General features: G+C 63.8%; 12 protein-coding genes and 1 pseudogene. 6 read left to right on the forward strand and 7 right to left on the reverse strand.

From position 1 onward, the window contains the following. Window positions 1-321: 321 nt before the first annotated feature. Together ACI2KG_RS17980 and ACI2KG_RS17985 are read right to left on the reverse strand one after the other, a co-directional pair. The gene (locus tag ACI2KG_RS17980; protein ID WP_404662797.1) at window positions 322-1,032 is read right to left on the reverse strand and encodes a PolC-type DNA polymerase III; all 711 of its coding nucleotides are present in this window, start codon (window positions 1,030-1,032) and stop codon (window positions 322-324) included. Continuing rightward, the gene (locus tag ACI2KG_RS17985; protein ID WP_404662798.1) at window positions 1,029-2,966 is read right to left on the reverse strand and encodes a putative nucleotidyltransferase substrate binding domain-containing protein; all 1,938 of its coding nucleotides are present in this window, start codon (window positions 2,964-2,966) and stop codon (window positions 1,029-1,031) included. Before ACI2KG_RS17985 ends, ACI2KG_RS17980 begins: the two co-directional genes overlap by 4 nt. Before the next feature lie 116 nt (window positions 2,967-3,082). On the opposite strand from ACI2KG_RS17985, the pseudogene ACI2KG_RS17990 reads away from it, so the two are divergent. Then, window positions 3,083-3,623, forward strand: a pseudogene (locus ACI2KG_RS17990) (response regulator). Window positions 3,624-3,752: 129 nt separating this feature from the next. Here ACI2KG_RS17990 and ACI2KG_RS17995 read toward each other — a convergent pair. Continuing rightward, entirely contained in the window at window positions 3,753-5,930 is a 2,178-nt protein-coding gene (locus tag ACI2KG_RS17995; RefSeq protein ID WP_201203950.1) for a malate synthase G, read from the reverse strand. Between the two features lie 448 nt (window positions 5,931-6,378). On the opposite strand from ACI2KG_RS17995, the gene ACI2KG_RS18000 reads away from it, so the two are divergent. Continuing rightward, window positions 6,379-6,897, forward strand: coding sequence for a glycine cleavage system protein R (locus ACI2KG_RS18000; RefSeq protein ID WP_404662799.1), 519 nt, complete (start codon window positions 6,379-6,381; stop codon window positions 6,895-6,897). Window positions 6,898-7,243: 346 nt separating this feature from the next. Here ACI2KG_RS18000 and rarD read toward each other — a convergent pair whose 3' ends face one another. From rarD to ACI2KG_RS18020, 4 genes are all read right to left on the reverse strand, one after another. After that, complete coding sequence (rarD, locus tag ACI2KG_RS18005) at window positions 7,244-8,131, reverse strand: EamA family transporter RarD (RefSeq protein WP_400616943.1); 888 nt, start codon at window positions 8,129-8,131, stop codon at window positions 7,244-7,246. 64 nt (window positions 8,132-8,195) lie between these two features. After that, window positions 8,196-9,170, reverse strand: coding sequence for a serine/threonine protein kinase (locus ACI2KG_RS18010; RefSeq protein ID WP_404662800.1), 975 nt, complete (start codon window positions 9,168-9,170; stop codon window positions 8,196-8,198). Window positions 9,171-9,333: 163 nt separating this feature from the next. Then, window positions 9,334-10,098, reverse strand: coding sequence for a TOBE domain-containing protein (locus tag ACI2KG_RS18015; RefSeq protein WP_404662801.1), 765 nt, complete (start codon window positions 10,096-10,098; stop codon window positions 9,334-9,336). A gap of 170 nt (window positions 10,099-10,268) precedes the next feature. Further along, window positions 10,269-11,000, reverse strand: a complete 732-nt coding sequence (locus ACI2KG_RS18020; RefSeq protein WP_404662802.1) for a phosphoribosyltransferase family protein — start codon at window positions 10,998-11,000, stop codon at window positions 10,269-10,271. A gap of 89 nt (window positions 11,001-11,089) precedes the next feature. Between ACI2KG_RS18020 and bioB the strand changes: the two genes are divergently transcribed. From bioB to bioC, 4 genes are read left to right on the forward strand one after another with little or no spacing between them, the layout of a single operon-like run. Next, window positions 11,090-12,148 (forward strand): biotin synthase BioB, encoded by a 1,059-nt coding sequence (gene bioB, locus ACI2KG_RS18025; protein ID WP_016497669.1) that lies wholly within the window; start codon window positions 11,090-11,092, stop codon window positions 12,146-12,148. 1 nt (window position 12,149) lies between these two features. Continuing rightward, the gene (gene bioF, locus ACI2KG_RS18030; protein WP_404662803.1) at window positions 12,150-13,322 is read left to right on the forward strand and encodes an 8-amino-7-oxononanoate synthase; all 1,173 of its coding nucleotides are present in this window, start codon (window positions 12,150-12,152) and stop codon (window positions 13,320-13,322) included. Beyond that, window positions 13,315-14,046 (forward strand): alpha/beta fold hydrolase, encoded by a 732-nt coding sequence (locus ACI2KG_RS18035; RefSeq protein WP_404662804.1) that lies wholly within the window; start codon window positions 13,315-13,317, stop codon window positions 14,044-14,046. Before bioF ends, ACI2KG_RS18035 begins: the two co-directional genes overlap by 8 nt. Next, window positions 14,039-14,857, forward strand: a complete 819-nt coding sequence (gene bioC, locus ACI2KG_RS18040; RefSeq protein WP_404662805.1) for a malonyl-ACP O-methyltransferase BioC — start codon at window positions 14,039-14,041, stop codon at window positions 14,855-14,857. The genes ACI2KG_RS18035 and bioC overlap by 8 nt, the downstream gene beginning before the upstream one ends. Window positions 14,858-14,861 lie beyond the last annotated feature (4 nt).

Raw genomic sequence — 14,861 nt, forward strand, 5'->3', positions numbered from 1 at the left:
TGCGGTCGGTGTGGGAGCTGGCTTGCCGGCGATGGGCTGCACAGCAGCCCCGGCAGTCTTAACTGACTGGCATTAGGGCAAGCCCGCTCCCACATTTGTTTCGGGCCAGTCACTCCTGTGAGTTCACCTCTGTCCGCTTTGTCTGTTCCTTTCGATATCGAAGGTTGCATCGCAGCTTTTAATCAATCTCCAGCCATGCACCAAGGCTGCAACCCACCTGGCACAGGAATAACTGGCCCGAAACAGATGTGGGAGCGGGCTCGCCCCGCGAAGCGCCGCGCGGGCGGCGCTCGATCTCACAGGCGCCACATAACCCACGCCCTACAACCCGTGACTCTGCACCTTGCGCCGCCGCCACTGGCGCAGCCGCTGATCCAGCTGCAACGGGCTGTCCAGCTGCTGGCGCCGGGCCTGGCTGAACAGGATCAGCGCCAGCTCGGCAGTTACCTGGGCATCGGCACTGGCATGGTGGCGCTCTTCCACCTGCAGGCCGAAGCGCGTCACCCAGTCATCCAGGCCGGCCTCACGCAACACGGTGTCGGGGTTGAGCATCGGCGCCAGCTCGGCCACATCCAGGAACGGCGACTGCAAGCGGTAACCCAGGCTCTCCTTCAGCGCCCGCGCCAGCATGCGCTGGTCGAAGGGGGCGTGAAACGCCAGCACCGGGCTTTCGCCAATGAAATCGAGTAAATCCAGCAACGCGTCGGCCGGGTCGCAACCGGCAGCCAGTGCGCTCGGCCCCAGCCCGTGGATCAGCACGCTGGCGTTGGTTTTCAGCAATGGCCGGCACAGGGTGCGCTCGAACTGTTGGGCAAAGTCGATGGCGCCGTCCTCGATCGCCACCGCACCGATCGACAGTACCTGGTCGCGGTTGGGGTTGAGCCCGCTGGTTTCCAGGTCCAGTACCACCCAGCGCTGCTCGCGCAAGCTGCATACACCCAGTGGCGCGGGCTTTGGCTGGCGTGCCAGGCGCTGGCGTGTGGCGTGGTCCAGCGCGGGCGTGTTGGGCCGCAGCCAGGCGAACAGGCTCATAGCTGGTACCGCAAGGCCAGGCTGCTTTGCAGGCGCTGGGCCTGGCGCAGCGACTCGCGCAGGATGCGCCGGTCGAGGTGGTTGAGGCTATCCGGGTCGAGACGGTTGGAGTACGGCAGGTTGTCGCGGGTCTGGCGTTGGTGTTGCTGCATGCGGGTTTGCTGGATGAAATGGTAGGCCTCTTCATAGGCTGCGCCGTCCAGCGGCTCTATCACGCCCTTGGCCACCAGCTGGCGCAGGCGTTCCAGGGTATTGCAGGCCTCGACACCATTGGCCAGGGCCAACAAACGGGCACCGTCGACGAAGGGGGTCAGGCCCTGAACCTTGAGGTCGAGGGTGGCGGCCTTGTCGTTGCCCTGGCGGGTCAGCACGAACTCGCGCAGGCGGCCCACCGGTGGGCGCTGGCGCAGGGCGTTGTCGGCCATCATGCGCTGGAAGATGCGGTTGTCGGCTACCTGCTGCAGCAGCCCCTGGCGCAGCTGTTCGCAACCTTGCTCGTCGCCCCAGACTACCCGCAAGTCAAAGTAGATACTCGAACCCAGCAGGTTTTCGGGGCTGGCTTCGCGAACAAAACCGGCAAAGCGCCGCGCCCATTCGCTGCGCGACAGGCAAAGCTCAGGGTTGCCGGCCATGACATTGCCCCTGCACAGGGTGAAACCGCATTGGGCCAGGCACTGGTTGATGTACTGCGCCAGTGGCAACAGGCGGGCGCGGATGGCGTCGGCCTCGGTTTTGTCCACGGCTTCGAAAAGGATGCCGTTGTCCTGGTCGGTGTGCAGGGTCTGCTCGCGGCGCCCTTCGCTGCCAAAGCACAGCCAGCTGAACGGCACGCCCGGGTCGCCGCGTTCGGCCAGGGCCAGTTCGATCACGCGGCACACGGTGTGGTCGTTAAGCAGGGTGATAATTTGGGTAATCTGTGTAGACGACGCGCCGTGGGCGAGCATGCGCTCGACCAGTTGGCTGATTTCCCCACGCAGCGAAACCAGGGTATCCAGGCGTGGCGCATGGCGAATGGTGCGCGCCAGGTGCACCAGGTCGACCCGCTGCAGCGAGAACAGGTCGCGCTCGGAAACCACCCCGCACAGGCGGCGGTTTTCCACCAGGCACACGTGGGCGATATGCCGCTCGGTCATGGCCATGGCGGCATCGAAGGCACTGGCCTGTGGGCTGAGGTAGAACGGCTTGGCGGTCATGTGCCGCTCGATCGGTGCGTGCAGGTCGGCATCTTCGGCAGCCACCACCTGGCGCAGGTCGCGCAGGGTGAAAATGCCGATGGGGTAACGCTGTGGGTCGATCACCACAATGCTGCCCACCTGCTGCTCGTGCATCAGCCGCACGGCTTCGCGCAGCGGCGTATCGGCGCTGCACACCACCGGGTGACGCATGGCCAGCTCACCCAGCGGCGTGTTCAGCGAGTATTGGGTGCCAAGGGTTTCCACCGCGCGCTGGCGTACCTGCTGGTTGACCTGGTCAAGCAGGCTGCTGACCCCACGCAGGGCAAAATCCCGAAACACTTCAGACATCGAGAACACGCGGATGAAGGCCGCCTTGTTCAATTGCAGGCAGAAGGTATCTTCCCCGGCCAAGTGCTCGGTGCGGGTAGCCCGCTCGCCCAACAGTGCGGCCAGCGGGAAGCATTCGCCGCTGGTGATTTCGAAGGTGGTCTCGACCCCTGGCTTGAGCAGGTGCTGGCGCTCGCCAACCACCCGGCCCTGCTTGACGATGTAGAAGTGCTCGACCGGGCCGTCGGCAGGCTTGACGATGCTTTCGCCGCAGGCATAGAAGCGCAGCTGGCATTGCTCGACCAGAAAGGCCAAGTGGCTGTGCTCCATCTGGTTGAACGGTGGAAAACGCTGCAGGAACTGCAGCGTGCCCTGGATGTTCTGCAGCACTGCCGTCCTGCCCGCCTGGCTGTAGGCGTCCTTTTTGCTCATGAAACTGACCGTATCGCTATGCCGAACTATATATATCTATATATAGGTGCCGGCCATGTTGTTCTCTGCCTCCATGGTCGGCTTGCGGCGGGGTGGTGCCCATTGGACGTAAGTCTATGAGCGCCCCTGTCAAATACCCGACGAAAGGCGAAACGGGTTACGCAAGATCTGCGGTCCTACAGCTGAAGCGGAATTTTTTTTGACGAGATGACCATGCCTGAGCAACGCGACATTTTGAGCGACGACGAGCGCGAGGCATTGGCTGTGGTGAGTGCGCCTGTGGCGCCCAGGCCGTTGGTGCTGATCGTTGATGACAATCCAGTGAACGGTGAGGCCCTTGGCTATTTCCTGAAAAGCAGGGGTATCGACAGCATGATCGCCGACGGAGCCCAGGAAGCATTATGGAAGTTGCACTGGGAGCCTAGGATCGCACTGATGATCACAGATCTGCGTATGGAGCCCTGGGACGGAATGGACTTGATCCGTCAGATACGTGAGTCGAAGTGGGCGGCGTTGTCGATCATCGTGGTGTCAGGCGACACCGATGTGAAAGAGGCGGTGGATGTGATGCACCTGGGGGTGGTGGACTTCCTGCTCAAGCCGGTGGATCTGGACAAGCTGCTGGAGCTGGTGAAGAAAGAGTTGAAGATCGAGTAGTGCATGAGTGGGGCTGCTTTGCAGCCCGATCGCGACACAAGGCCGCTCCTACAGGGGAATGCGTACCCTTGTAGGAGCGGCCTTGTGTCGCGATTTGGCCGCAAAGCGGCCCCCGGTCGCAGGTGTTACTTACAACCCGTTACGCGCCTTGAACTCGCGACGACGGCGGTGCAATACCGGCTCGGTATAACCGTTTGGCTGCTTGCCACCCTCAACCACCAGCTCCACAGCCGCCTGGAATGCGACGTTGTCGTCAAAGTTCGGCGCCATCGGGCGGTACAAGGCATCACCGGCGTTCTGCTGGTCCACCACCACCGCCATGCGCTTGAGGCTTTCCAGCACCTGCTCCTGGCTGACCACGCCATGGCGCAGCCAGTTGGCCAGCAGCTGGGCCGAAATACGCAGGGTGGCGCGGTCTTCCATCAGGCCGACGTTGTTGATGTCCGGCACTTTCGAGCAACCCACACCCTGGTCGATCCAGCGCACCACATAGCCCAGGATGCCCTGGGCGTTGTTGTCCAGCTCGTTGCGGATCTCTTCGGCCGACCAGTTGGTGTCGGCAGCCAGCGGGATGGCCAGGATGTCGTCGACCGAAGCCGGGGTACGCGAGGCCAGTTCACGCTGACGCGCCTGAACGTCCACCTTGTGGTAGTGCAGGGCGTGCAGGGTGGCAGCCGTTGGCGACGGCACCCAGGCGGTGTTGGCACCGGCCAGCGGGTGGGCAATTTTCTGCTCGAGCATGGCGGCCATCAGGTCCGGCATGGCCCACATGCCCTTGCCGATCTGCGCACGGCCTTGCAGGCCGGTGGCCAGGCCGACGTCGACGTTGTTGTTCTCGTAGGCGCCGATCCACTTCTCGTTTTTCATGGCACCCTTGCGCACGACGGCGCCGGCTTCCATCGAGGTGTGAATTTCATCGCCAGTGCGGTCGAGGAAGCCGGTATTGATGAACGCTACGCGCTCGGCGGCGGCCTTGATGCACGACTTGAGGTTCACCGTGGTACGGCGCTCCTCGTCCATGATGCCGACCTTGACGGTGTTACGCGGCATGCCCAGCAGGTCTTCGACCTGGCTAAAGATTTCGGCGGCAAAAGCCACCTCTTCAGGGCCGTGCATCTTCGGCTTGACGATGTACACGCTGCCGCTGCGGGTGTTCTTGCGGCTGGTGTTGCCGTTGAGGTTGTGCAGGGCGATCAGGTTGGTGAACAGGCCGTCCTGGATGCCTTCAGGGATTTCGTTGCCCTGGGCGTCGAGCACTGCCGGGTTGGTCATCAGGTGGCCAACGTTGCGCACGAACAGCAGCGAACGGCCATGCAGGGTCACGCTGCCGCCGTTGGGCGCGGCGTACTCGCGGTCCGGGTTCATGGTGCGGGTGAAGGTCTTGCCACCTTTGCTCACGCTTTCGGCCAGGTCGCCTTTCATCAGGCCCAGCCAGTTGCGGTAGACGATGACCTTGTCATCGGCGTCGACGGCGGCAACCGAGTCTTCGCAGTCCATGATGGTGGTCAGTGCCGATTCCATCAGGATGTCTTTTACGCCGGCGGCGTCGGTGCTACCGACCGGGGTGCTGGCGTCGACCTGGATTTCGAAGTGCAGGCCGTTGTGTTTCAGCAGCACGGCAGTCGGTGCCGCCGCGTCGCCGTGGAAGCCGATCAGCTGGGCGTCGTCACGCAGGCCGCTGTTGCTGCCGCCTTTCAGGGCAACCACCAGCTTGCCGCCTTCGATGCGGTAGGCGGTAGAGTCGACGTGCGAGCCGGCTGCCAGTGGCGCGGCTTCGTCAAGGAAGGCGCGGGCGAAGGCGATGACCTTGTCGCCACGCAGCTTGTTGTAACCCTGGCCTTTTTCGGCGCCGCCTTCATCACTGATGGCATCGGTGCCATACAGGGCGTCATACAGCGAACCCCAGCGGGCGTTGGCAGCGTTCAGGGCGAAACGGGCGTTCATCACCGGAACAACCAGCTGTGGGCCGGCCATGTGGGCGATTTCTTCGTCCACGTTCTGGGTGGTGGCCTGGAAATCGTCAGCTTGTGGCAGCAGGTAGCCGATTTCCTGGAGGAATGCTTTGTAGGCTACGGCGTCGTGGGCCTGGCCTTTGCGTGCCTGGTGGTAGGCGTCGATCTTGGCTTGCAGCTCGTCGCGCTTGGCGAGCAGGGCTTTGTTCTTTGGAGCGAGGTCATTGATGATCTTCTCTGCACCCGCCCAGAACTGCTCGGCGACGATGCCGGTCCCGGGGATGGCTTCGTTGTTCACGAAGTCGTACAGGACCTTGGCGACCTGAAGGCCACCGACTTGAACGTATCCAGTCATTGCTTGCCTCACTCTGCTCAGCTATTTCGCTCTTCTGTATTAAGCCTGTAGCGCTTCTCTAAACACGGCACCAGTGCGTGCTCCCGGGTTGTGCCGGGCGCGGCTGGGTGCGGCCTGCCAGACAAGCTGGCGGGCAGTGTGCGTATTTTCACAGGCGCCTTGGCAGACATCCAAACGACGTTTTGTAGTCCGCGCCACGGGATACTACATGAAGCAGTAGGCGGGGCAAAATCAGACTAAAAGCGCCGTTATGCGACCCGTTGGTCGCGTATGGTCACGCTGGGAGTAGGTATGTTCGCAAAAAACAGGTGGATTGTTCCAGATAAATCTTGAAACAGTACACGATTGGTTGTGCGGAGTGCCCTGCGGCAGGTTGCCGCGCCTTGCCTATACTGAGTCGATCCCCCGATTTCTGCCGCCCGGCGCGGTCCGACACGAGGAAGGGCTTGTGGATCATCTTGTACTGACTGTTATTGCCCCTGACAAGGCCGGCCAGGTCGAACGCATTGCCCAGTGCATTGCTGACCACAGCGGCAACTGGCTGGAAAGCCGCATGTCGCGCATGGCCGGGCAGTTTGCCGGGATACTGCGGGTGGCGGTGCCGGCTGAAAATTACGCTGAACTGGTAGCGTCGCTGCAAGGGCTGGCCCGCTATGACATTCGTGTGCTGATTGCCGAAAGCGGCATCGAGCCGTCGTGCACCTGGAAACCGATTGCCATGGAGTTGGTGGGCAATGACCGGGCGGGGATCGTACGGGACATTACCCGCTTGCTGGCTGAGCTGGGGGTGAACGTCGAGCGGTTTTCCACAGAGGTGCGGCCGGCGCCGATGAGCAGTGAGCCGTTGTTTCATGCGGATGCGTTGTTGGCGTTGCCGTTGACCTTACCGCTGGATGAGCTGCAGCAGCGGCTGGAGAGTCTGGCGGATGACTTGATGGTGGAGTTGCAGTTGCGGGCTGAGGATTGATTCGGGATTGCCGGGGCCGCTTCGCGGCCCATCGCCGGCAAGCCAGCTCCCACATCGAGCGCGCAGCCTTCAAGGCCTGTGCAGTACCTGTGGGGGCTGGCTTGCCGGCGATGGGGCGCGAAGCGGCCCCTGCGGTTATCCCGATATACCGGGGAAGGCCCTGTGGATAACCTGGGGGTTCACCTCTCCAGCCCAGGCAATCCGCCTACTGCAGAGATTTGCTCAAAAAACACCCAAAAATCAGCACCTTGTGCACAAAGCACGGGGACGAGGGTGTGGATAACCTCTGGAGATGTCTCTGCAGCCCACAAACTACATGGCCTGCAGAGTTTTGATCGTTTTTTGATCAGCTACGCTTGCGCAAATTCCACCAGGCATCGACGCTGTAAATCGCCAAACCTGCCCAGATGAACATGAACGCCACCAGGTTGCTCGACGACAAGTGCTCATCGAACAGCAACACCGCCTGCAGCAACACCAGGGTCGGCGCCAGGTATTGCAGGAAGCCCAGCGTGGTATACGGCAAATGCCGCGCCGCCGCGTTGAAGCACACCAGCGGTACCAGCGTCACCGGCCCCGCGGCCATCAGCCACAGCGCTTCGCTGCTGGTGTAGAACGCGCCCTGGGCACTCATCGCCGCCGGGTGCAGCAACAGCCAGCCAAGGGCCAGCGGCACTAGCATCCAGGTTTCTACCACCAGCCCCGGCAGTGCCGCCACCGGCGCCTGCTTGCGGATCAGCCCATAGAAGCCAAAGCTCAGCGCCAGCACCAGCGACACCCATGGCAGGCTGCCCACCTGCCACACCTGCTGAGCCACGCCCACAGCGGCCATGCCCACCGCCAGCCACTGCAGGCGGCGCAGGCGTTCGCCAAGCAACAGCATGCCCAGCAGCACGTTGATCAGCGGGTTGATGTAGTAACCCAGGCTGGCCTCGAGCATGCGGCCATTGTTCACCGACCACACGTAGGTCAGCCAGTTACCGGCGATCAGCGCTCCGCTCAGGGCCAGGATGGCTAGCCGGCGCGGGTTGTCACGCAGTTCGCGCCACCAGCCTGGGTGCTTCCACACCAGTAGCAGCAACGAGCCGAACAGTGCCGACCAGAGCACCCGGTGGACGATGATCTCCACCGCCGGGACGCTCTGGATGGCCTTGAAGTAAATCGGGAACAGGCCCCAGATGATGTAGGCGCTTAGGCCCAGTATGTACCCGCGACGCGGGTTGGCGGCGTGCATGCAGAATCCTTGCTTAGGTAGCTAAATAAAGCGACGCCTATTGTAGACAGAGGCGGGCAGGCTTCTAGAACAATTTCAGCGGTGCTTCATCCAGTGCCGCCATTTGTTCGCGCAGGGCGAGAATCTGGTCGCCCCAGTAGCGTGGCTGGCCGAACCAGGGGAAGCTGGGCGGGAATGCCGGGTCGTCCCAGCGCCTTGCCAGCCAGGCGCTGTAGTGCAGCTGGCGCAAGGCGCGCAAGGGTTCCATCAAGGCCAGCTCGCGCGGGTCGAAATCGTGGAACTCGTTGTAACCGTCGATCAGTTCGGCCAACTGCCCCAGGCGCTCGTCGCGGTTGCCGGCCAGCATCATCCACAGGTCCTGCACCGCCGGGCCCATGCGGCAGTCGTCGAGGTCGACCACGTGATACACCTCGTCGCGGTGCATCAGGTTGCCTGGGTGCAGGTCGCCATGCAGGCGAATGAGCTGGTGCGGGGTGCGCGCGTAGATGTCCTCGACGCGTTTGAGCAGGTCGCGGGCCACGGACTCGAACGCCGGTAGCAGCTCGCGCGGGACAAAACCGCCCTCCAGCAAGGTGTTCAGCGAGGCATGGCCGAAGTTGTCCACAGCCAGCGCTTCGCGGTGCGCGAACGGTTTGCTGGCGCCCACGGCATGCAGGCGGCCTAGCAGTTGGCCGAGGCGGTACAGCTGGTCGAGGTTGCCCGGCTCCGGGGCGTGGCCGCCACGGCGTGGGAACAGGGTGAAACGGAAGCCCTGGTGTTCGAACAGGGTGCGGCCGTCGTGCTGCATGGGCGCCACCACCGGTACTTCGCAGTCGGCCAGTTCGGCGGTGAAGCTGTGCTCTTCGAGGATCGCCGCATCGCTCCAGCGGCCTGGGCGGTAGAACTTGGCGATCAGTGGCTGCGCATCTTCGATGCCCACCTGGTAGACGCGGTTCTCATAGCTGTTCAGGGCCAGCACCCGGGCATCGCTGAGAAAGCCAATGCTTTCCACGGCGTCCAGGACCAGGTCGGGGGTGAGGGTGTCGAAGGGGTGGGACATGGGGGCTCCGGGGGTAAGCGGCATGGGGCCCATGGTACAGCGTTATACCTGTGCTGGCCTCTTCGCGGGTGAACCCGCTCCCACAGGTTCTGTGCAGGTTCCAAAGTCTGTGCTGTACCTGTGGGAGCGGGTTTACCCGCGAACCGCGCACAGCGCGGCCAGGCTACGCAGGAACCCCGATCAATACAGAAGAGGGGTGAAACTGCACCCGCACGACACTGCCATCCACCACCTGCTGCCCGACCAGCCAATCAGCCTCGGCAATGGCACACAACGTCTGACCGTTGCCCAGCGCCAACCTGACTTCACTTGGCCCACCCGCTTCCGTCAACACTTCTTCCACTGTCGCCCGCAGGTAATTGCTGCCCGCCTCAGCCTCTTCCCCCTCCGACAGCAACCGAACCCACCCTGCCTTGAGCAGCGCCACCACTGTCGTCCCCAGCGTCAGCTCCAGCCGCGCGGTGCTGTCGTGCGTGATCAGCGCGTCAATCTCCAGCCCGCCACCCAGTGCCAGACTGACCCGGTCATAACGGCCCTCACGGCGCAAACCGCTGACCTGGCCCTGCAGCTGGTTGCGCGCGCTGGTGCGCAGCATCAAGCGCCCGAGCAGGTCGAGGTCGCTGGACTCTTCAGCGGCCTCGAGGATTTGTGCCTGCAACGCCTGCAACCGTTGATACAGGCGCAGCACCCGCTCGCCTTCCGCCGACAAGCGCGCACCGCCACCGCCGCGGCCACCCGTGCTGCGCTCGACCAAGGGCTGGCTGGCCAGGTTGTTTAGCTCGTCAATGGCGTCCCAGGCGGCCTTGTAGCTGATGCCTGCGGCCTTGGCAGCACGGGTGATCGAGCCTTGTTCGGCGATGTGCTGCAGCAGCGCGATGCGCTGTGGGCGGCGGGCGATGTGCTGGGTGAGGAGGGTGGGTAGGGGCATGGGCATCCGGTTGTTGTGGGGCCTGAAGGTGGATAGTGTGTAGGAGCGGCCTTGTGTCGCGAAAGGGGCGCGAAGCGGCCCCAGGGTTTCTGCCCGGGCAGAGAGCGCTGGGGCTGCTTTGCAGCCCGATCGCGACACAAGGCCGCTCCTACACAGAGCGATGCGCATGCTCATACATACCCCGGCTTGGGCGTACGCGCCAGGCAATACACATCGACCCTTTGCGCCCCCGCCTTGCGCAGCACCCGGGCGATAGCCTGCGCCGTGGCGCCGGTGGTCAGCACATCATCGACAATAGCGACATGTTTACCCGTCACGTCACCCGCGACCGCAAAGGCCTGGCGCAAATTGCGCTGCCGTGCCTTGCCATCCAGTCGTTGCTGGGCCGGCGTTTCGCGCGTGCGCAGCAGCAACCTTTCGTTGCAAGGTATCCCCACCTGCGCTGACAACCAGCGCCCAAGCATTCCCGCCTGATTGAACCCCCGCTCGCGCAGTCGACGCCTGGCCAGGGGCACAGGCAACAGCAGGTCGGGGCGGGGCAGCCCCTCGGCAAACCGGTGCAGCACTCCGTGCCCAAGCAGCTCGGCCATCAGCCGCCCCATTGGCCAGTGTCGGTTGTGCTTGAAGCGGCTGATCAGCGTGTCCACCGGGAAGCCGAAATGCCACAGCGCAATAACCTGCTCAAAGGCCGGCAAGCGCCGGCAACACTGGGCGCAGGTAAGGCCAGCCATGGGTAGGGGCAGCGCGCAATGTTGGCAGTGATCGCCCAGCCAGGGCAGTTCCTGTTCGCAGGCGGTGCACAGCGGGTAGTGCTGCCCGGCAGGTTCATCACACAGTAAACACAATTGATTAATAAGTGAGCACTTGTAAACCAGTCTTTTCCAGTAAGGTTGACAGTTCATAGACCTTCCATGACTATGCGAGCTATCCGTGATGCGCTGGCGGGCTTTCCTGTCCCGGCGCCTGCTTCAGCCTAAACAAGGAAACGCCGATGAGCGCCAGCACAACTGCAACAACACGTCACGACTGGTCCCTGGCCGAGGTCAAGGCGCTGTTCCAGCAACCATTCAATGACTTGCTGTTCCAGGCGCAAACCGTGCACCGCGCGCATTTCGACCCGAACCGCGTACAGGTTTCCACCCTGTTGTCGATCAAGACCGGCGCCTGCCCGGAAGATTGCAAATATTGTCCACAGTCCGGCCACTACAACACCGGGCTGGAAAAACAGAAGCTGATGGAAGTGCAGAAGGTGCTGGAAGAGGCCGCCCGCGCCAAAGCCATCGGCTCCACCCGCTTCTGCATGGGCGCGGCGTGGAAACACCCGTCGGCCAAAGACATGCCCTACGTGCTGGAGATGGTCAAAGGCGTCAAGGCCATGGGCCTGGAAACCTGCATGACCCTAGGCAAGCTCGACCAGGAGCAAACTGCGGCCCTGGCCCAAGCCGGCCTGGACTACTACAACCACAACCTCGACACCTCGCCGGAGTTCTACGGCAGCATCATCACTACCCGTACCTACAGCGAGCGCCTGCAGACCCTGGCCTACGTGCGCGATGCCGGGATGAAGATCTGCTCCGGCGGCATCCTTGGCATGGGCGAGTCGCTGGACGACCGCGCCGGGCTGTTGATCCAGCTGGCCAACCTGCCCGAGCATCCGGAATCGGTGCCGATCAACATGCTGGTCAAGGTCGCCGGTACGCCGCTGGCCGAGGAAGAAGACGTCGACCCGTTCGACTTCATCCGCATGCTGGCCGTGGCTCGCCTGTTGATGCCCAAGTCGCACGTGCGCCTGTCTGCCGGCCGCGAGCAGATGAACGAACAGATGCAGGCCCTGGCCTTCATGGCCGGCGCCAACTCGATCTTCTACGGCGAAAAACTGCTGACCACTGCCAACCCGCAGGCCGACAAGGACATGCAGCTGTTCGCGCGCCTGGGCATCAAGCCCGAAGCGCGTGAAGAGCACGCCGACGAAGTGCACCAGGCCGCCATTGAACAGGCGCTGGTCGAGCAGCGCAGCAGCGAGATGTTCTACAACGCCGCGTCGGCCTGAGATGGCCTTTGACCTGGCGGCGCGCCTGGCCGAACGGCGCGCCGCAGACCTGTATCGGCAGCGGCCACTGCTGGAAAGCCCGCAGGGCCCGGAAGTGGTCGTGGATGGTCAGCGTTTGCTGGCGTTCTGCAGCAATGACTACCTGGGCCTGGCCAATCACCCTGAGGTGATCGCCGCCTGGCAGGCCGGCGCCGAACGCTGGGGTGTCGGTGGCGGCGCCTCGCACTTGGTGATTGGCCACAGCACGCCGCACCACCAGGTGGAAGAGGCGTTGGCCGAACTCACCGGGCGCCCGCGTGCGCTGTTGTTCTCCACCGGCTACATGGCCAACCTCGGCGCCATCACCGCGCTGGTGGGGCAGGGCGACACGGTGCTGCAAGACCGCCTGAACCACGCCTCGCTGCTGGATGGCGGGCTGCTTAGCGGCGCCCGTTTCAACCGTTACCTGCACAACGACCCTGCCAGCCTGGCCAGCCGCCTGGACAAGGCGGTCGGCAACACCCTGGTGGTGACTGACGGTGTGTTCAGCATGGACGGCGACCTCGCCGACCTGCCGGCGCTGGCCGAGGTTGCCCGGGCCCGTGGCGCCTGGCTGATGGTTGACGATGCGCATGGCCTGGGCACCCTCGGTGCCCAAGGTGGCGGCATTGTCGAGCACTTCGGCCTGGGCATGAATGACGTGCCGGTGCTGATCGGCACATTGGGCAAGGCCTGCGGTACTTCCGGTGCCTTTGTTGCCGGCAGCGAGGAACTGATCGAGGCGCTGGTGCAGTTCGCCCGCCCCTACATCTACACCACCAGCCAGCCACCGGCACTGGCCTGCGCCACGCTGAAGAGCCTGGAGCTGCTGCGCCGCGAAAGCTGGCGCCGCGAGCATCTGGCCGCGTTGATTCGGCAGTTCCGTGAAGGCGCGCAGCAGATCGGCCTGGAACTGATGGACAGCCCCACACCGATCCAGCCGATCGTGATTGGCGACAGTGCGCAGGCCCTGCGCCTGTCGCGCATGTTGCGCGAGCGCGGCTTGCTGGTCACCGCCATCCGCCCGCCGACCGTGCCGGCGGGCAGTGCCCGTCTGCGGGTGACGCTGAGCGCCGCACACAGCCAGGCGCAGGTGCAGCTATTGTTAAATGCATTGGCCGAGTGTTATCCACAGTTGGAGAACGCCGATGCGTAATCGTCTTGTATTGCTGCCCGGCTGGGGCCTGGGCACTGCCTCACTGCAACCGCTGGCCGCCAGCCTGCGTGCCCAGGATGCCCGCCTGCAGGTAGAGCTGATGCCCCTGCCGGAATTGCCCCACAGCGATGTTGAGGCCTGGCTTGAACACCTCGACCGCAAGCTGCCGGGTGATGTCTGGCTAGGCGGCTGGTCATTGGGCGGCATGCTCGCCAGCGCCCTGGCACACAAGCGTGGCGACCACTGCTGCGGGTTGCTGACCCTGGCCAGCAACCCCCGTTTCGTTGCCCGCGCGGACTGGCCGCATGGCATGGCCGAAGACACCTTCAGCACCTTCCTCGATGGCTGTCGCAGCCATACCCAGGTCACCCTCAAGCGCTTTCGCAGCCTGTGCAGCGATGGCGCCCAGCAACCGCGAACCTTGTTGCGCCAGCTGGGTGTCGGCGTACCGGACACCGACCCGCTGTACCTGGCCACCGGCCTTGAGGTGCTGGCCAAGCTGGATACCCGCGAAGCGCTGCAGGCCTACAGCGGCCCCCAGCTGCACCTGTTCGCCGGCAGCGATGCGCTGGTGCCGGCCGAGGCAGCCAAGGCCTTGAGCGAGCTGCTGCCGGATGTGGAAGTGGGCCTGGTCGAAGACAGTTCCCACGCCTTCCTGCTGGAGTACCCGCAGGAGCTGGCGGCGGGCATCAAGATTTTCCTGCATGAGAGTGGCGATGACTGACCTTTCCCGTCCGACCCTGCCCGGGGCACTGCCTGACAAACGCCAGGTCGCGGCTTCGTTCTCCCGCGCTGCAGCCAGCTACGACAGCGTGGCCGCGTTGCAGCGCGCCGTGGGTTTGAGCCTGTTGGGGCAACTGCCGGCAGGCTTGCAGCCCTCGCGCTGGCTGGACCTGGGCAGCGGTACCGGCCATTTCAGCCGCATCCTGGCCGAACGTTTCGCCCAGTCCAGCGGTGTGGCGGTGGATATCGCCGAAGGCATGCTGCGCCATGCCCGCAATGAACAAAGCGGGGCGCACTACCACGTGGCCGGCGACGCCGAGCGTTTGCCATTGCGCGATGCCAGCGTCGACCTGGTGTTTACCAGCCTGGCCGTGCAATGGTGCGACTCGTTCGCCAGTGTGCTGGCCGAGGCGCTGCGGGTTCTGCGCCCGGGCGGCGTGCTGGCCTTCAGCAGCCTGTGCGTGGGAACCCTCGACGAACTGCGTGCCAGCTGGCAGGCGGTCGATGGCCTGGTGCATGTAAACCGCTTCCGCCGTTTCGAGGACTACCAGCGGCTGTGTGCCGGCAGCGGCTTAGAACAGCTTGAGTTGCAACGCTGCCCGCATGTGTTGCATTACCCGGATGTTCGCAGCCTGACCCACGAACTGAAGGCGTTGGGCGCGCACAATCTCAACCCGGGGCGGCCTTCCGGCCTTACCGGCCGGGCGCGTATGCAGGTCTTGTTGCAGGCCTATGAAGCATTTCGCCAGCCTGCAGGGCTGCCAGCCACCTATCAGGTGGTCTATGGTGTGTTGCGCAAGCCACAGGCGTAAGGGG

Source organism: Pseudomonas sp. NPDC089407 (genome assembly GCF_044900445.1).
Taxonomy (GTDB): Bacteria; Pseudomonadota; Gammaproteobacteria; order Pseudomonadales; family Pseudomonadaceae; genus Aquipseudomonas.